We start from the raw sequence: 18,715 nt of genomic DNA, 5'->3' as shown, positions 1-18,715 counted from the left end.
GGGATTAGAATTAACGTACAAATGTAACTTTAATGTTAGTTCCCTGCCCCGGAATAGAATTAACGCTGATACTACCATTAAAAAGCGTGATGATCTTGTTGGTAACATACAAACCAATGCCATTACCCAGGTAGCCTTTAACATTTGCTCCGCGATAGAAAGATTCAAAAACTTTCTCCAGTTCATCAGCCGGGATACCTATGCCCATGTCGGCAATGGTTACGATGATGTAGTTTTCATCGGCATAGAGATCGCACCGCACTTTTTTATTTTCAGAAAACTTAAAAGCATTGCCAATAATATTATTTAAAGCGATAGTTAATAACTGCCTGTTTGCGGGTATCAGCAATTTATCGGGGTCCTCGGGGAGTTTCAGCACATTTACAACAAACATGCTCTTGCCAATGCGAGCGGTCCAATAATCGTTGAGTTCCCATATCAGGTCATCAATGGCAACTGGTTTAAATGCGGGATGGGTATAGTTCATGTCCACATGCGCCAGCTCAAGCAAACTGGTTATGGTTTCTTTAAGGCGCTCCGCATCTGTTAATATCGATAACAGTACCTGCTCATATTCGGTAGTGGTGCGCTGTTTGTTAAGAGAGATCTCTATCTCACCAATTATGCTGGTAATGGGTGTCCTTAACTCATGCGACGCATTTATAACGAACGTTTCCTGCAGTTCAAAAGCATTCTCCAAATGCTCCAACAACTGGTTAAAATTATAGGCGAGCGCGCTTATTTCATCCTTGCCGTTCCCCTCGTCAACCCGCAGACTAAGATTACCCACTCTCACCTGTCGCATCTGGCTAATTACCTTATCAATAGGTTCCAATGTTTTTTGAGCAAACCAGCGGCTTGCAGTAAATAGCGCAATGGTAACAATCAGGAGTAAAAATGAGAGTGCTTTAACGAGGTCGTTCAGCCGCTTGTTGCCGGCATGGTCAATAGCCGAAGCAAGTATTACAAAATTGCCCTGGTTATCATTATAATAAATGCCTACGGTTTGCCTGGCGCCCTCTGAGAACTCCATTGACCTGAACTTGCGCACCTGGTTAATGACAGAGCTGGGCCAGTACTGGTTTTTATCAGTTATAAATGAAGCCGCGTTCTTATCATCATAAAAACGCACCACCTCGTCGGGTAAACGCTGCAGGTAACGCCCCCTAACATGGTTAAGTGAATCTGCGGAGATCTCATCAGCCTCCAGGTATAATTGTGCCGCTACGGAGGCCCTGTCAGATAGTTTGCTATAAAAATCGGATTTGATAATGGAGTTAATGGTTATGCAAATGGCAATCTCAACTATCAGCAGTACAACGGTACTGATGGCGGTAAAATAAAGGGAAAGCCTATTCTTTATTTTCATGCTTTACCTGTCATTTCTTAGTGTATAGCCCATGCCTATAACGGTATGTATCAGTTTTTTAGCGAAGCCTTTTTCAATTTTTTTACGCAGATAGTTTACGTATACATCGATAAAATTGGTACCCGTGTCAAAATCTATCCCCCAAACCTGTTCGGCAATAAACTCCCTCGATAGTATTTTATTGGGGTTGCGCATGAACAATTCCAGCAGGGTAAACTCTTTTGCGGTAAGGGTGATCTGGTTGCCGGCCCTTTCGGCCACATTACTCCATGTATCCAGTTTCAGATCATCAAACACTAAAGTATGATCTTCTTTTACTACTATCTTTTGCCGCCTTAATAAAGCCTCTATCCGTGCAAGCAATTCGCTGAAATGAAAAGGCTTTATGAGGTAGTCATCGGCACCGGCTTTTAAACCGGCTACTTTATTTTGCACCTGTTCAAGGGCGCTTAACATTAAAATTGGGGTTTGGGCATTAGTTAATCTTATCTGCCGGCAAAGTTCAATGCCATTTATATCCGGCAGCATAATATCCAGTATCAGCAGGTCAAAATCCTCTGTAGCTATTAAGTATTTGGCCTCTTCGCCATTTTTGGCGGTTTTAACCGTGTAGCCATGTTCCTCAAGGCCCTTGCAAATAAATGCAGCTACTTTTTGTTCATCCTCAATCAAACAAACCTGGCTCATGCTTAAAAAATATGATTAAATATATATCAATTATACTTACAATAGTACAGTAACGTAAGTGATAGCTAATATTATAGTGGGATAATATTATTTAGCTTTAAACAGCCCGTATTTTAATATGCAATAAATAGCACGGAAACCATCTTTCCAGCCTATCTTTTTACCCTCGGCATAGGTACGGCCGTAGTAGGAGATACCTACCTCATAAATACGTACGTTGGGTATGCGCGATATCTTCGCGGTAACCTCGGGCTCAAAGCCAAAGCGCTTTTCCTGTAATGATAGCGACTGTATCATTTGGGTATTAAACATTTTGTAGCAGGTTTCCATATCCGTTAGGTTAAGGTTGCTGTACATGTTTGATAACGTGGTCAGGAATTTATTACCGATGGTATGCCAAAAGAACAACACCCTGTGCGGGTTGCCGCCCATAAACCTTGAGCCAAAAACAACATCGGCAAAGCCTCTTATTATAGGTTTCAGCAAGTCGTTATATTCTTCCGGGTCGTATTCAAGGTCGGCATCCTGTACTACAAGGTATTCACCTGTAGCTTTTTGTATGCCGGTGTGTATGGCAGCTCCCTTGCCTTTATTAATATCGTGCTTAAAGTATTGGATGTTTAATTCCGGGTTTGATGAAATATAACTTTCAATAGCCTGTTCGGTATTATCTGTTGAACAATCATTTACAATGATCACTTCTTTGGTAATATCATTTAGCAGTGATACCGCTTTTACCTTATCGAGTATGAGATGGATGGTGCGCCCTTCGTTATAGGCAGGTATTATTATTGATAGTTTTTTTAGAGCCATATATTTCTGTTTTCCCGGTAGAATGAGATGAGTGGATTTGGTATCATGTCATTTCGGGAAACTAAATTAACCAAAAATAGCCTATTAAAAATAAAAATGCTATCCGGTTTTATCATGCTTGTTTTTAGCCGGGTTAATTTTTCATAAAATTGAGCATTAATATACAAAATCATCGAACCAAATAACGTGATAGTATTTTAACGATCAAATGATTGTTTACTGTCAATTTCACACATAAATAATTAAATATATTTTAATAAAGTTTAACTGGTTTTTTTGGTAATTAAGTTTACATTAGCACTTATAAATGGCTAAACGATTTATAAAATAGTATATTTGCAAGCGTTTTGGTTTAATTATTGCAATTAAAAGCAGATAATTTTATTGGTATGTTAATTTAAAGCACTAATGGGTAGTATTAACATTAAAGAACTTGCGTTAAAACTTAATCTATCTAAGTCAACTGTTTCACGGGCATTCAGGGGGCATAGTGATATTAATTTGGAGACCAAGGAAAGGATACTAAAAGTTGCTAAGGAGCTCAACTATCAGCCAAATCACCACGCCAGCAATTTACGTGCACAAAAAAGCAAGAACATTGCAATTATAGTTCCACAAATAGCCAATAACTTTTTCTCGCAGGCAATTGACGGTATTGAAACCGTAGCGCGTGAAAAAGGCTACCACCTGCTCATTTATTTAACCGCCGATAATTTTGAAAGCGAAGTGGCTTATGTAAATGATTTGTACAACGGCCGGGCCGATGGTATCATCATGTCGGTATCAGGCGAGGCCAATGATCACAGTTATATGAATAAACTACAGGAAAAACACATCCCCCTTGTGTTTTTTGACAGGGTTTATGATGATATTCATACCGCCAAGGTTACTACTAATGATTATGGCAGCAGTTTTGAAGCTACCATGCATTTGGTTGAAGCTGGTTGTAAGAACATTGCCTTTTTAGTAACCAACAAACAGCTTTCAATTGGTAAAATGCGTATGCAGGGCTACCTCGATGCGCTAAAACATGCGGGGCTGCCATTTAAGGATGAGCTGATAATTGATTGCAGTAATGACGATCACAGGAATTTAACCGTGCTTACTAACGCTTTTCAAACCATGACAATTGATGGCATATTTGCTTCGGTTGAGCGTTTGGCCTTTGCTACCTATTATGTATGCTATGATCTGGGAATTTCTATACCAAACCAGGTAAAGGTTATCAGTTTTTCAAGTTTAGAGATCGCGCCTCTTTTAAATCCTTCGCTTACCACCATTACGCAGCCCGCTTATGAAATGGGCCTGCAGGCAGCTACCTTGCTTTTTAAGATGTTGGAGCATGCCGATGACCAGGTGAACGATCAGGTAGTTTTATCCTCAAGGATCATTTCCCGTAATTCAACATTATAGGCTTTTTACTATCATTTTTTGCGTAGCCACAAATCTGTGGTTTTGTTAAATTTTGTTAAAATATTTGTGTGTTTTGGCGTTTTTACGCCGAAAAAACCTGTTCGAAATCAAAAGTTATTAACAAAGTTATCAACAATCGGGAACATTCCCGAAACTCGCCAAATAAACAAGAATTTTTAGTGAACTCGATTTAGCATTTTTTTAAAAAAAATATTTGCATGATAATCAACGCTTTGTAAGATGCCTGTTTTTACTGTTGTTTTGACACTTTTGTTTTTTAAAAAACGATAAAAATGTTAATAACTTGTCTGTTTGAAAATTTGCAGATAATGCGCTTAGAACTACTTTTACCAAGTACAAACATGTACAATCTATTAACCAGTTTATAAACTAAAACCAAAAATTAATGAAAAAGACTTACTTAATCAAGTATGTATTCCTTCTGTTTTTTGTACTTTCTACGGCTACTGTGTTTGCGCAAACAAGCATTATAACCGGTAAGGTAGTTGATGAGACCAACCAACCATTACCAGGGGCGGCCGTAACTTTGAAAGGCACGCAGAAAAGTACAGGAACTGATGCAAACGGAAATTTCCGTCTTCTGGCAGTTCCGAATGGTACTGTTACCCTCGAGGTTACATTTATCGGATACCAAACTATAGATAAAGTTTTGACCGTTTCCGGGAACGTTACCGTAGATTTCGATTTAGTACCATCAGCAAGAAGTTTGAATGAGGTGGTAGTAATTGGTTACGGTACCGAAAAGAAAAAGGACTTAACCGGATCAATTGCAACAGTAACTGCAAAAGATTTTAACCAGGGTGCTATTACAACACCCGAGCAATTAATCCAGGGTAAAGTTGCCGGTGTGTCTATCACATCAAACAGTGGTGCTCCGGGCGCTGGTAGTACAATTACTATCCGTGGCGGTGCATCTATTAATGGTGGTAACGATCCCCTTATCGTATTAGATGGTATGCCTTTAAGTCCCGACGCGATTAATGGCGCGGCCAATCCGCTGGATCTGATCAACCCCAATGATATTGCTTCGTTCACTATATTAAAAGATGCTTCTGCAGCTGCAATTTATGGTAACAGGGCATCAAATGGTGTAATCATCATTACTACTAAAAAAGGTCAATCGGGTAAACCTGTTATTAATTTCAGCACGCAGTTTTCAGTAGCTACATTACCTAAAGAGGCTCCGGTACTTTCGGCCAGCCAATTCCGTAATTATGTTAAGGCAAATGGCGATAGCGCACAAATAGCACTAATGGGTACCGCGAATACAGATTGGCAAAAACAAATTTACCAAACAGCTTTAGGTACTGATAATAACTTGAGTGTTTCGGGTACTGCAGGTATATTGCCATACCGTGTTTCTGTTGGTTATTCCGATCAGAACGGTATATTAAAAACTACCAGCATGGAGCGTTACACAACCAATGTAAACCTAAGCCCAAGTTTCTTTACTAATCACTTAAAGGTTAATTTTAATTTCATCGGTTCACAAACCAACAACAGGTTTGCCAATAACCAAAACGGAATTATCAGCGATGCAGCAACTTTTGATCCTACACAACCGGTTAAATCAAGCAACGCGTTATACGCACCGTATGGTGGCTACTGGCTGTGGACCGATGCAAGTTCACAAAATGGTATTAAACAAAATACACCAGGAAACCCAGTTGCCTTGTTAGAGCAAACTAACGACCGCAGTACAGCTTACAGGGGTATTGCAAGTTTAAATCTGGATTATAAATTCCATTTCTTCCCTGATTTGCATGCCAATGTGAATTTAGGTTACGATGAATCAAAAAGTAACGGCAGCACTACTATCCCTGCTGACGCGGCATCAAATTATTTAACAGCAGCAGATGCGTCGGGCAAATTACAGAGCGGTGCTTACACACCGTATAATGCTGAGCTACAGAATAAACTTTTCGAAGGTTATTTTAGCTATAGTAAGGATATAAAAAGCATCAAGAGCCATTTTGATGCCGTTGCAGGTTATTCTATACAGGATTTTAAGAATACAGCATCAAACGGATTGTTCCCTTTTGTTAGCAACGGTTCTACCTTATACTCTACTACAAAATTTGCTAATGGCGAGGTTAACCAAACAGCCACCAATAGTTATAATAACTACGAATATTTGATCAACGAGTTTATCATGACCTCGTTTTACGGCAGGTTAAATTATAACTATGATGAAAAATATTATCTAACCGCTTCTGTTCGTAGTGACGAATCAACAAAATTTGCACCAGGTACACGTACCGGTACATTCCCTTCAGTGGCCTTAGCATGGAAAATTAATAACGAAGATTTCATGAAAGGGAATAATTTATTCTCAACGCTTAAACTACGATTAGAATATGGTGTTACAGGTAACCAGGAAGGAATTCAGGATTACGATTATCTGGCGCAATACGGTTTAAGCACCAGTACTGCGCAATATAACTTTGGCGGCACAAACTACCAACTGTACCGTCCTGGTGCTTACTATCCGGGCAGAACCTGGGAAACTACCGATGCCAGCAATATTGGTTTGGACTATGGTTTTCTTAATGACCGTATTACCGGTTCGGTTGATTACTACTATAACAAAACTAAAAACATGCTGGCAACTATAGGACAGCCGGCTTTAACAAATTTCAGTAACCAGATTGTTGGTAACGTAGGGAATATGGAAAACAGGGGTCTGGAGTTTAGCATCAATGCAAATATAATTGATACTAAAACAATAGGCTGGACCGCTAATTTCAACGTTTCGTTCAACAGTAACAAAATCACTAACTTAACTTCTGTAGCACAGCTTGCAGGTATTTCAGGTGGTACCGGTAACTATGTGAATGTGGATGAAGTTGGTTATGCAAGAAATTCATTCAGCGTTTACCAACAAGTTTATGGTGCCAACGGCAAACCGCTTGATGGCGTGTTTGTAGACAGGAATGGCGATGGCTCAATAACCTCTGCCGACCGTTATAATGACCATAGCCCTGATCCAAAACAAATCTTTGGTTTTAGCTCAGATTTCAGGTATGAAAAATGGAACATTGGTTTTGTAACACGCGCTAATTTAGGCAACTATGTATACAACAACGTAGCTTCATCTACAGGTACATCACGTAATATCCTTAACCCAATAGGTAACCTTAATAACGGATCGACAGATGTGTTAACAAGCGGGCTTACAGGTGCTGGAGCTAATGACCTGTTATCAGACTATTATATCCAGAACGGCTCATTCTTTAGAATGGATAACGCGCATATTGCTTATAATTTTGGCAAGGTATTTAAAGGCACCGGCGATTTGAAAATAAGCGCCAACGTACAAAACGTATTTATAATTACTGACTATAAGGGTGTGGATCCTGAAATTTCTTACACTGGTACCAGCGGTGTTGCGGGTGTGGATAATAACTTTTATCCTAGGCCAAGAACATATGTTTTAGGGTTAAATTTAAGCTTACGGTAGTTAGTAAATTGATTAATATAAAAGCATTTAATAATGAAAAAAAATTCGATAAAAATGTTATTGGTTACTGGTTTAATACTAACCGGCAGCTTAATATCATGTGATAAGAATAAGATTCTTTCGCCCAACTACAAAGTTACATCGCAGCAGGTGTACAGTACTTTCACAGGCTATACACAGGTGATGGCCAAAATTTATGGAGCCTTTGCGCTTACAGGTAACCAGGGGCCATCCGGCTTGCCTGATATACAGGGTATTGACGAAGGTACATCTGACTTCTTCCGCTTAAACTTCTACGCGCAGGAATTACCTACCGATGAGGCTGTATTGGCATGGGGTGACCCGGGCGTGCCTGATTTTCATAACATGAACTGGTCATCATCAAATCTTATTTTGTTAGGTTTGTATGATCGTTGCTTATACCAGATCACGTTATGTAATGATTTTATCCGTAACTCTACTCCAGCCATGGTGGCAAGCCACGGCATTACAGGTACAAACGCCACAACCGTTGCGGAATATGTAGCTGAAGCCCGTTTTTTAAGAGCTTATCAGTACGCAAATTTAATGGACCTTTTTGCAAGGCCACCGTTTGCAACAGAAGCAAATGCGGTAGGCTCAATAATCCCAAATCAAATTACACGTGCCGCACTTTTTACTTATGTTGAAAGCGAATTAAAAGCAATTGACCCATTAATGGCTGCGCCAATGAAAAACCAGTATGGCCGCGCCGACCAGGGAGCTGTTTGGGCGTTATTGGCACGTATATATTTAAATGCAGGTGTTTACACCGGTACAACAAGATATGCCGATGCGATCACCTATTCATCAAAAGTTATTGCGGCAGGTTACTCATTGATTGATAATTATGATAACCTTTTCCTTGCTGATAACGACAAGAACACCACTGAAAACATTTTCTCAATTGAGTATGATGGTAACACTATACAAGGTTACGGAGGTACAACATTTATGACACATGCGCCTGTTGGTGGCACAATGCCGGCATCATTATATGGTGTTACGGGTGGTTGGGATGGTTTACGTGTAACCAGTAACCTGGTTAACCTGTTTCCTGCTGATACAGTAACTTCATTGCAAGGTAACTTAAAGCACTTTCCTAATTTAGGTAATCCCGATACGCGCGCAGAATTTTGGAGTAATAAGCAATCATTAGCTATAACCGATGTTACCAATTTTGCTCAAGGTTATGCTGTTAACAAATGGAGAAACGTAACCAGCGCGGGAGTTCAGGGTACAAATGTTAATTATTCTGATGTTGATGAGCCTTTATTCCGTTTACCTGAGCAATACTTCATCTACGCAGAAGCTGTATTACGCGGCGGAACAGGCGGCGATGCAGGTACTGCATTGGGCTATATTAATAAAATACGCGAGCGTGCTTATGGCCCTGGTAAAGGTGATATCGGTCAAACCGATCTTAATCTTCAATTTATATTGGATGAAAGAGCACGTGAATTGTATTGGGAAGGTTTCCGCCGTACAGATTTGATCCGTTACGGGCAGTTTACAACAGGTACCTATTTGTGGCCGCTTAAAGGTGGTGTAGCAGGTGGTACAAGCGTAGAGGATTTCCGTAATATCTACCCTATCCCAGATCAGGACAGAGCGGTTAATAAAAACCTGACACAAAACCCGGGCTATTAATAGTCGGAATAAGATATAAATATGACTCCTTGTATATAAGTGTGTTAATTTAAAAAGACAAAAAATGAAAAGATTTTTAGCAAATATTTTAGCCATGAGCAGTGTTGCACTGCTTATGCTAACATCGTGCAAAAAGAACGATACCCTGGTTGTAACCAGCGGAGGAAAGGCTGGTGCGTTCTCAGCAAGCAGTACAAATATTGTATTGGAGAAAAGCATGTTCGCAGATACAAGCACTGTGGTTACTTTTAATTTTACTACCCCCAAATATGGTTACCAGGCTGCGGTAACCAATACTATGCAGTTTGACTCGGTTGGTGATAACTGGAAAAAACCAACTTCAGTTGCACTAACTGTAAAATCAACATCGCTAAGCTATAACACAGCTGATTTTAATGCTATGCTATTGAAAATGAATTTTAAAGCAGGAGTAGTATCACAGGTAAATGTTAGGGTTGTTAGTTCTATTTCAAGTAGTGTAACATCCACATACTCAAGTGTGTTAACACTAAATGTTACGCCATTCAGCCTGGTATCATACATTTATGTTCCGGGTTCATACCAGAGTACAATCACTACATCACAATGGATACCAGCTACAGCCGATAGTTTGGTTTCGCCAACGGCAAATGGTGTTTATACAGGTTATGTATATTTCCAATCGGGAAGTCAGTTTAAGATTACACCACAAAAAAATTGGAACGCTTCATACGGTGATGCCGGAGGAGGGGCGATCAGCCTTACTGCCAGTGGTAATCTTACTGCTCCTGCTGCCGGATTGTATTTGCTAACGGTAGACTTAAATCAAAATAAAATCACTTATACCACTTACAATCATACATGGAGTTTAATAGGTGATGCCGCAATAGATTGGAATACTGATATAGCTATGCCGTTTGTTCAAAATTCAAATGTTTATCAGGTAACCACTGCATTGAAAAATTCGGGCGGCTATAAATTCCGCGCTGATGATGCCTGGACAATCAGTTATGGTGATGTTACTCCCGTTACCGGTCAGTTAACATCAAACAATGGTGCAAATTTAACTCCACCGGCAGTAGCTGGTACGTATACAGTATCCCTGAGTTTTGGAAATCCATTGCTTGGCCCAACTTATACGGTGGTAAAAAACTAATAGAACTATTTTAACTGATCTTATACTACAAACCCGCCCTAGCGGCGGGTTTGTTATGAAAAAGAAGTTTACAAATAATAACATCTAAATAAATGAAAACAGGGTTGCGTTGCGGTTATATCTTATCGCTATTGTTAACAGGCTACTCATCATTCGGGCAAACAGGTACGGATAAAAATGCCGGTAATAACACTGTTATCGCGCAGCAAATACCCCCGCTTGAGCGCATTGAACCAATGAACTGGTGGGTTGGGATGCATAACCCAAAGCTGCAGCTGATAGTACACGGCTATAAAATAGCCGATCGTGCAGTAAAGATGAGCTACCCTGGGGTTACATTGGCGCAAGTGCATAAGGTGGAGAACCCTAACTATTTGTTTTTAGACCTGGTAATTTCTTCATCAGCAAAACCGGGATCATTCGTGATAAGCTTTACTAAGGCAGGCTCTCCAAATTTAACCTATAAATATGAGCTTAAACAACGCGATCATTCAGCAAACCGTGCGCAGGGCGTAACCAATAAGGACCTGGTATATCTCATCATGCCTGATCGCTTTTCCAACGGCGATCCAGCCAATGATTCGATACCGGGAATGGAGGAAATGAAGGTTGACCGCAGCCAGATGTATGCCCGCCATGGCGGCGATATACAGGGTGTTATGAACCACCTTGATTATTTGAAAGATCTTGGTGTAACCACCATTTGGTTAACCCCCGAAATAACCAATGATGAGCCGCATGCATCTTATCATGGCTATGCTGTAACAGATCATTATCATGTTGATCCGCGCTTTGGCAGCAATGAATTATACAAGGCTTTTGTTGATAAATGCCATGCCATGGGCCTGAAAGTAATTAAGGACCTGGTGCATAATCATTCTGGTACCGAGCATTATTTTATTAAGGATATGCCCATGAAGAGCTGGGTACATCAATGGCCGGAATACACGCGGTCGAACTTTAGGGATGCCGCCGTTATGGATCCGCATGCTTCAGCTATAGACCGTAAAATAATGCTGGATGGGTGGTTTGACCATAGCATGGCCGATATGAACGAGAATAACCCATATGTTCAGAATTACCTCACCCAAAACCACATCTGGTGGGTGGAATATGCCGGTGTTGACGGTTTTCGCTTAGATACCTATCCTTATAATGATGCTGTTTATATGGCTGATTGGGCAAGGAAAGTAAAGGCTGAGTTTCCGCATTTATCAATCTATGGCGAAACGCTGGTATGGTCGGTAGCTAACCAGGCATTCTTTACGCAGGGAAATACCGTAAACCGTGGTTTTGATACGCAGTTACCCGGTGTTGTTGATTCACAGGTAAAAGATGCATTAAACGAAGCTCTTAACGGGCCTAACGCTTGGGCATCTGGCGTAAATAAGTTATACCTCGTGCTCTCGCAGGACTTTTTATACCAGGACCCTACACGCAACGTGGTATTCCTGGATAACCACGACATGAGTCGTTTTTACTCTGTAGTAAATGAGAATTTTGATAAATACAAAGCAGGTATGGCGCTATTGCTAACCACGCGCGGTATCCCGCAAATGTATTATGGCGATGAGATACTGATGAAGGGTGAAGACAATCCCGACGGCCTGGTACGCAGCGATTTTCCGGGTGGATGGGCTGGTGATAAGGAAAATAAATTTACCGAAAATGGTCGTACTGATAGTGAGAAGATGGCATTCAATTATGTGCGCACATTGGCTAACTATCGCAAAAATACAACCGCGTTGCAAACGGGCAAACTGATGCAGTACATACCTGAAAATGATATATATGTTTATTTCAGGTATGATGCTACTAAAACAGTGATGATTATTTACAACAGTGGTGATAAAACGATGCCGCTTACAACCGAGAGGTTTAGTGAGCGTATGGCTGGTTTTAAAGGTGCTGTAGATGTGGTTACTAATACGGTATTAAAATCAATTCAGTATATTGATGTCCCGGCTAAAACAACGCTAGTGCTTGAGCTGAAGAAATAATTTATAAAGGACCTAATACAACATATCATAATAACCGCTTTCAAAAGAGGGTGAAGGCAATATATTGACTTATGAAAAATTACATTAAGGCAGACGAATGGAATATTATAGAGGAAGGATTTGACCCCGACCTTAATAAAATATCTGAAAGTATATTCAGCATTGGAAACGGGCACATGGGCCAGCGGGCCAATTTTGAGGAAGCTTACTCCGGCGAAACATTACAAGGAAACTATGTAGCAGGTGTTTATTACCCCGATAAAACACGTGTAGGCTGGTGGAAAAACGGCTATCCCGAATATTTTGCCAAAGTATTAAATGCAGCCAACTGGATAGGTATTGATATCAGCATCGGAGATGAAAAACTTGATCTTCATAGCTGTAAAGTAACCGATTTTAAACGTGTGCTCAACATGCGCGAAGGTTACCTGCAACGCTCGTTTATTGCCGAATTGCCAAGTGGCAAAAAACTGGCCATTAACGCTAAGCGCTTTTGTAGTATAGTTGATGAAGAAGCAGGTGCCATACAATACGCCATAACCCCACTTAATTTTGATGGAGCACTATCCGTTAACGCTTATATTGATGGTGATATAGCCAACCAGGATTCAAACTACGATGAGAAATTTTGGGAGCAAGTTAATAATGACAGCGAGGGTGCGGATGCTTATTTAACACTGATCACCAAAAAAACAGCATTTGTGGTTTGCACAGGCAGCAGGGTAGCAATTTTTCAGGATGGAAAGCCGGTTGATGCCAGTTATATCCCGGTTTCAAAAACCAAATACATTGCTACAGGATTCACCGTAAAAGCAAAACAAGGGCAGGAAACAATTATCTATAAATATGCAGTAAACGTTACTTCACAAAATTATAATGCTGATGAACTTACCCAGGTTTGCAAAACGGTAATTGACCGTGTTGCCGCCAAAGGTTTTGAACAAATGCTGGCTGAGCAAGCCGAAGCCTGGAAAGCGAAATGGAATGAAAGCGATATTTTAATTGAGGGCGATGTTGCCGCGCAGCAGGGGATCCGTTTCAATATATTCCAGCTTTGTCAAACTTATTCAGGTAAGGACGACAGGTTGAACATCGGCCCAAAAGGCTTTACCGGCGAAAAATATGGCGGTTCAACCTATTGGGATACCGAGGCTTATTGTGTACCTTTTTACCTGGCTACAGCACCGCAACAGGTTGCTAAAAATTTATTGATCTATCGTTACCGCCAATTAGATAAGGCTATTGAAAATGCTACCAAATTGGGCTTTAATAATGGTGCAGCCCTATACCCCATGGTTACCATGAATGGTGAGGAATGCCATAACGAATGGGAAATAACTTTCGAAGAGATCCACCGTAATGGAGCCATAGCTTACGCGATATTTAACTACGTGCGCTATACAGGCGATAAGGATTACCTGAACGAGTACGGTTTGGAAGTATTGGTAGGTATAGCCCGTTTCTGGAGCCAACGGGTTAACTGGAGCGGTGCCCGCAATAAATTTGTAATGCTGGGTATAACCGGGCCGAATGAATATGAGAATAACATCAACAACAATTGGTATACCAGTACCCTTGCCTGCTGGTGTATGGATTATGCTGCCGAAGTGGTTAAACAAGTAAAAAGCAGCGACCCTGAAAAGTACCATCAACTGGTTGAGAAATTAGATTTTAATGAGCTGGAGGAAACATCATTCTGGAACCACATCAGTGAAAATATGTATTTCCCGAAGGATGAAAAGCTCGATATATTTTTGCAGCAGGATGGCTTTTTAGATAAGGAAATTATTCCGGTAAAAGACCTCGATCCGAAGGATCGCCCGCTAAACCAAAAATGGAGCTGGGACAGGATATTGCGTTCATGCTATATTAAACAGGCGGATGTATTGCAGGGGATCTATTTCTTTATGGATAAGTATGATACCGCAACTATACAGCGCAACTACAACTTTTATGAGCCCATCACTGTTCATGAAAGCTCGCTATCTCCGTGTGTACATGCCATTATAGCAGCTAAAATAGGTTTGGAAGAGGATGCTTATAAATTCTATCTCCGCACTTCAAGGCTTGATTTGGATGATTATAATAACGATACCGAAGACGGCCTACATATTACCTCGATGGCCGGTACCTGGATGAGCGTGGTTGAAGGCTTTGCCGGGATGCATGTAAAAGACGATCGTTTAAAATTTAGTCCGTTTTTACCGGCACAATGGAAAGGGTATTCTTTTAATATTACTTTCCGCGGTATACTCATTAACATTAAGGTTGATGTTGAAGGTATCCACTTAAGTAACAACTCAGCAAGCGATATTACTATTGATGTATTTGATGAACCGCATACCATAAAAGCGGGAACAAATGTTTTTGTAGCGCATAGGGTGAGGGTGTAATTTAGTTTTACCACAAAGGTCACAAAGAGAAAAGCACAGAGTTCGCAAAGAGCGAGTATAACTCACCGTTATAACTCGTTCCTTAGTGAACTTTGTGAAAATCTTAGTGCCCCCTGTGGTTAATCCTCATCACAAGAACTATCTCTTTATTTGCTTTTTGATTTAAACAATTGATAACCGATACCTATTTGTATGGTATGGTAGTATATCTTCCCAGATCCCAGGCTTGAACTTACTGTATACGGACTAACCCCCTGTAAATACCCTGCATCAAAATAAAATCGTTTAACATTATACCGCGCACCGGCCGAAAAGCTAAAATTCACCTTGCTATTTATGGTGGTACTGGTTACATAAGGAGTAACCTCTTTTAACGTGGTAGTATCAGCCGAACTGCTTAGCGCACCCAATGTATTTTTACAGGCATTGGCTTTTATTGGGATACTGATAACCGGGCCCGCGGTAATAGTGAGCTTATCGGAAACTTTATAAGTAGCCAGCATAGGTATATCAACATATTGTATTTTCCTGGAACTGCTTATCGTAAGCTTGCCGCTGTTATGGGTGATCTGCTTATTGCTGTCACCAACGGTAACATAGGTAAGGTTGCTCTTACTATAACTGCCTGTGATGATCCTGGTATATGGTGCGTTTACTCCAATACTAACACCCCATTTTTTGTGAAAGTTATAATTAGCTGAAACACCTAAGAATGGGTTAATACTTGACCCTGTATTGGTGTTTGCCCCAAGCTTCACATCCAACTCAAATTTTGAATTGCCCGGTTTTTTGGCACTTGTTGTTTTATTTTTTGTAGTTGATTTATCAGGTTGGTTCTTAGCATTAGTATCTGCAGTTGGTTTAGTCGCCGTGTTTTTTGTAGCAGTACTACTATCTGTTTTATTGCCTGTGCCAGGTGTTGTTTTGAGGTTTTGCGCTACATCTTTTATAGTAGCTCCATTAGTAATAATGCCATTACCCCTTGGTGTTAGGTTCGTTTGTGCCGATGCAGTTTGATCTGCTAAAAGTTGCTGGTTATTTTGAGATGTTATGACGTTTTTGCTCGTTTGGTTTAAATGAGGAGAATGGGTGGTATGATCTTTAATTCCTTGTTTTTGTGAAACAGATAAACCGGAACGTGAATTTGTTAATACGCTGCGCCCTCCTCCGGCAGTTAAATGACCCGTTGTTTTATTGCTGTGTATATTGGTGCCATATGCCATTACATTATCTATCCCTGAAGAATTATTATTACCCGATGATACTTTGTTTGTGGCTGAAGTATTATTGCTGTTATGTTTAATATCGGCCCTTCTGTAGATATTAGTACCATTTGTTGCCGGATGATTTGCAGCGGGAATATTATTACCCGATGATATTTTGCTGGCAACTGAAGAATTATTATTGCCGTTGGGTTTGATATTGATCTTATTAACAGTGCCTGCAGCTAACTTGCCATTAATTGTAGCTGAAGGCGTGCTTGTTATTCCGGATGAATTAACATAGCCCCTTTTCTCATCATTGTTAGTAGCAGCAGCACTATTTTTTGCTCCATTACCAGCATTTGAAGTTGGTTTATCATCGGTTGAACCCTCTTTTGCCGAATAGCTGTTGTTTGCAGCACTATCAGCATTTATCAGCGCGTGTTTGCCAACTGCTTTGTTTGTCTTTTCATGGTGATCAGCAAGCATATAGCTGGCGGCATAATAAATTATCGCAGCAGTAATAATTGCCACTAAAACGTATAGCAGCTTCACCCATAATTTTGTTGCCGGCTTTGGTACAACAACCGGGCTGCTCACAGGCATATGCTGATCTAATAAACCCTGCATTTTTTGCCACGCAGCATGCTCATCCCCCTCTAAAGGGAGTTCCTGCATTTTGGTTTGCCAGAGTTTATTATACCACGCTGAATCTTTCATATTGCCGTATTATCAGTTGGTTGTAAACTATTATCAGGGCTTGCCAGCCATGCCCTTAATTTCTTTTTGCCGTCAGCCAGATGCCAGCGCGATGTGCCCTCGGTAATATTTAATTGTGTGCTTATTTCCTTATGTGAATAGCCATCTATTACCGACAGGTTAAAAATAACCCGGGTGGCATCGGGCAATTGCTGGATTGTTTTTAACAGGTCTGCAGCATAAAGCTTGCTTAGTATATCGGGATCAATAAAATACTCGTCGGTATCCTGATCATTATAATCCTCTGTAAAAAACTTTAGCTCCTTGCGGTTATAGTCAATAGCGGTACGGATAATTATAGTGCATACCCACGCGCCCAGATCGCCTTTTTGTGCATCATATGTTTTAATGTGCTGAAAAATCTTTAAAAAACCTTCATTTACTGCTTCCTGTGCCAGATCCTTAGTTTTTAAATAACGGTAGCAGATACGCAGCATTTGGGCATAGAAATGCCTGTACAGGGTTTCCTGAGCTGTGCGCTCATTGCCTATACAACCTTCTACCAGCTTTGTAACCTGCTTCTTAGAAAGATCCATCCAGTATTATAAACACGCTAAAATCCCAACATACTTAACTGCCTTACGTAGCCCGGCAGTAAAACGCGGGGCGGAATGTAAAATAAATTTTTAATGTTCATTGCTGATTAATTTATAAAAATATCCTTCAGCTAACCCCGCGTTTTGAATTTTAGCTGCGTAATGTTAATGTATGCATGCTAAACCAACAATCATTAACTTTTAAAATATTAATCATGAAACAGCTATTATTATTTGCAGTAGTTCTGCTGATGCTATCATTATTCTTCTTCACGGGTTGTAAAAAGGATGGCTTTGTGGCCCCCAAGAAACAAGATTCAACAGTAACCACGCTTACATCGGGTAAATATTATTACCTAACAACAGACAATAACGGCGACCTGTATACTCTTGGCTATGGTGCTGATACTATTTATAAGTTTGACGCGGTAAGCGGGAAAACCCGCTTTTACTCATTACCGGTTACAACAGATCATGATACGGTAGTTGTTAATAAACTGGAATGCTTAACCAGCGATTCATCCGGTAATATTTATGCCGTAAGCGTAAATAATGCAGGCTATGCCAATGTGTTAAAGATCCCGCAATCGGGTTCAGCAAGTACTATTTTCAATAATATCGATGCTAAATACGGTTCCCGGATAACCAATATAGCCAGCAGTAAAGGGAATTTTTATTTTAGCGATGGTACGGGCATTTATGAGATCACACCCGGCGGGAGTCCTGTGTTGCTGGCAACCAGTTTTTCATCCGACTTTGCAGTTGATGCGGATGGCAATGTTATTTATAATACCTATACCTATGCAAACAATATTGGTGAAATTAATCTTAACCAGGTGAGTCCACAGGGGGTGAAATCAGTTCTTGTTGCAGGTTTGTATAATACCGGTACCAGTTCGGCTTTTAGTGATGATATAGCGACCGATAAATTTGGAAACATATATGCGGGTATTTTAAATAATTCATTTACCCTGCTTAAAGTAAGCTCGACTAAAAAAGTAACAACAATTATGACAAGCGCCTTCGGCAATGTTGACGGGCCGTTAAGAACTGCAACGATCGGGGCGACATTTAGCATGGTGGCCGATCCATCAGGCAATATCTATTTTTCACAGGGTAATGCCAGCCTGTCTGTTTTCTCGCTCAGAAAAATTACTTTTTAGCCTACATCCCTACCTAAATCATGAAAACCGGCGACTCAACAGGAGTGCCGGTTTTTTAATAAGTAGTTCTTTTGGGTAAATGCAGGCCGAAAAGAT

Annotated in this window: 12 protein-coding genes; 7 read left to right on the top strand and 5 right to left on the bottom strand. The window is 40.4% G+C overall.

Annotated features, from left to right (window positions below):
• Positions 1-10 precede the first annotated feature (10 nt).
• The 3 genes from BLU33_RS22140 to BLU33_RS22130 all read right to left on the bottom strand — a co-directional run bounded on the left by BLU33_RS22140 (position 11) and on the right by BLU33_RS22130 (position 2,869).
• Positions 11-1,369, bottom strand: a complete 1,359-nt coding sequence (locus BLU33_RS22140) for a HAMP domain-containing sensor histidine kinase (RefSeq protein ID WP_091378488.1) — start codon at positions 1,367-1,369, stop codon at positions 11-13.
• Between the two features lie 3 nt (positions 1,370-1,372).
• Positions 1,373-2,056, bottom strand: a complete 684-nt coding sequence (locus BLU33_RS22135) for a response regulator transcription factor (RefSeq protein WP_091378485.1) — start codon at positions 2,054-2,056, stop codon at positions 1,373-1,375.
• 87 nt (positions 2,057-2,143) lie between these two features.
• Complete coding sequence (locus BLU33_RS22130) at positions 2,144-2,869, bottom strand: glycosyltransferase family 2 protein (RefSeq protein WP_091378481.1); 726 nt, start codon at positions 2,867-2,869, stop codon at positions 2,144-2,146.
• Positions 2,870-3,277: 408 nt separating this feature from the next.
• Between BLU33_RS22130 and BLU33_RS22120 the strand changes: the two genes are divergently transcribed.
• The 6 genes from BLU33_RS22120 to BLU33_RS22095 all read left to right on the top strand — a co-directional run bounded on the left by BLU33_RS22120 (position 3,278) and on the right by BLU33_RS22095 (position 14,959).
• Positions 3,278-4,282, top strand: coding sequence for a LacI family DNA-binding transcriptional regulator (locus BLU33_RS22120; protein WP_091378476.1), 1,005 nt, complete (start codon positions 3,278-3,280; stop codon positions 4,280-4,282).
• A gap of 406 nt (positions 4,283-4,688) precedes the next feature.
• On the top strand, positions 4,689-7,763 hold the full coding sequence (locus BLU33_RS22115) for a SusC/RagA family TonB-linked outer membrane protein (RefSeq protein WP_091378473.1): 3,075 nt from the start codon (positions 4,689-4,691) through the stop codon (positions 7,761-7,763).
• 33 nt (positions 7,764-7,796) lie between these two features.
• Positions 7,797-9,431 carry a RagB/SusD family nutrient uptake outer membrane protein gene (locus BLU33_RS22110; RefSeq protein WP_091378470.1) on the top strand — a complete coding sequence of 545 codons (1,635 nt, stop codon included), beginning with the start codon at positions 7,797-7,799 and terminating at the stop codon, positions 9,429-9,431.
• A 64-nt stretch (positions 9,432-9,495) separates the two neighbouring features.
• Complete coding sequence (locus tag BLU33_RS22105; RefSeq protein WP_091378464.1) at positions 9,496-10,566, top strand: SusE domain-containing protein; 1,071 nt, start codon at positions 9,496-9,498, stop codon at positions 10,564-10,566.
• A 92-nt stretch (positions 10,567-10,658) separates the two neighbouring features.
• Positions 10,659-12,566, top strand: coding sequence for a glycoside hydrolase family 13 protein (locus tag BLU33_RS22100; protein WP_091378461.1), 1,908 nt, complete (start codon positions 10,659-10,661; stop codon positions 12,564-12,566).
• Between the two features lie 71 nt (positions 12,567-12,637).
• On the top strand, positions 12,638-14,959 hold the full coding sequence (locus BLU33_RS22095; protein ID WP_091378458.1) for a glycoside hydrolase family 65 protein: 2,322 nt from the start codon (positions 12,638-12,640) through the stop codon (positions 14,957-14,959).
• 146 nt (positions 14,960-15,105) lie between these two features.
• On the opposite strand, the gene BLU33_RS22090 is transcribed toward BLU33_RS22095, so the two are convergent.
• Both BLU33_RS22090 and BLU33_RS22085 read right to left on the bottom strand, forming a co-directional pair.
• Positions 15,106-16,881 carry an outer membrane beta-barrel protein gene (locus BLU33_RS22090; protein WP_091378455.1) on the bottom strand — a complete coding sequence of 592 codons (1,776 nt, stop codon included), beginning with the start codon at positions 16,879-16,881 and terminating at the stop codon, positions 15,106-15,108.
• Entirely contained in the window at positions 16,878-17,456 is a 579-nt protein-coding gene (locus BLU33_RS22085; protein WP_091378452.1) for an RNA polymerase sigma factor, read from the bottom strand. Before BLU33_RS22085 ends, BLU33_RS22090 begins: the two co-directional genes overlap by 4 nt.
• Before the next feature lie 215 nt (positions 17,457-17,671).
• Between BLU33_RS22085 and BLU33_RS22080 the strand changes: the two genes are divergently transcribed.
• Positions 17,672-18,619 carry an NHL repeat-containing protein gene (locus BLU33_RS22080; protein ID WP_157682319.1) on the top strand — a complete coding sequence of 316 codons (948 nt, stop codon included), beginning with the start codon at positions 17,672-17,674 and terminating at the stop codon, positions 18,617-18,619.
• The last annotated feature ends 96 nt before the right edge of the window (positions 18,620-18,715 follow it).

Source organism: Mucilaginibacter mallensis (genome assembly GCF_900105165.1).
GTDB classification, from domain to species: Bacteria; Bacteroidota; Bacteroidia; order Sphingobacteriales; family Sphingobacteriaceae; genus Mucilaginibacter; species Mucilaginibacter mallensis.
This window is presented reverse-complemented; position numbering and strand designations above follow the sequence as displayed.

What these genes read in the sequence shown, in the direction of transcription:
- BLU33_RS22140 (WP_091378488.1), bottom strand. Translation starts at nt 1,369, where the DNA reads ATGAAAATAAAGAATAGGCTTTCCCTTTATTTTACCGCCATCAGTACC.
- BLU33_RS22135 (WP_091378485.1), bottom strand. Translation starts at nt 2,056, where the DNA reads ATGAGCCAGGTTTGTTTGATTGAGGATGAACAAAAAGTAGCTGCATTT.
- BLU33_RS22130 (WP_091378481.1), bottom strand. Translation starts at nt 2,869, where the DNA reads ATGGCTCTAAAAAAACTATCAATAATAATACCTGCCTATAACGAAGGG.
- BLU33_RS22120 (WP_091378476.1), top strand. Translation starts at nt 3,278, where the DNA reads ATGGGTAGTATTAACATTAAAGAACTTGCGTTAAAACTTAATCTATCT.
- BLU33_RS22115 (WP_091378473.1), top strand. Translation starts at nt 4,689, where the DNA reads ATGAAAAAGACTTACTTAATCAAGTATGTATTCCTTCTGTTTTTTGTA.
- BLU33_RS22110 (WP_091378470.1), top strand. Translation starts at nt 7,797, where the DNA reads ATGAAAAAAAATTCGATAAAAATGTTATTGGTTACTGGTTTAATACTA.
- BLU33_RS22105 (WP_091378464.1), top strand. Translation starts at nt 9,496, where the DNA reads ATGAAAAGATTTTTAGCAAATATTTTAGCCATGAGCAGTGTTGCACTG.
- BLU33_RS22100 (WP_091378461.1), top strand. Translation starts at nt 10,659, where the DNA reads ATGAAAACAGGGTTGCGTTGCGGTTATATCTTATCGCTATTGTTAACA.
- BLU33_RS22095 (WP_091378458.1), top strand. Translation starts at nt 12,638, where the DNA reads ATGAAAAATTACATTAAGGCAGACGAATGGAATATTATAGAGGAAGGA.
- BLU33_RS22090 (WP_091378455.1), bottom strand. Translation starts at nt 16,881, where the DNA reads ATGAAAGATTCAGCGTGGTATAATAAACTCTGGCAAACCAAAATGCAG.
- BLU33_RS22085 (WP_091378452.1), bottom strand. Translation starts at nt 17,456, where the DNA reads ATGGATCTTTCTAAGAAGCAGGTTACAAAGCTGGTAGAAGGTTGTATA.
- BLU33_RS22080 (WP_157682319.1), top strand. Translation starts at nt 17,672, where the DNA reads ATGAAACAGCTATTATTATTTGCAGTAGTTCTGCTGATGCTATCATTA.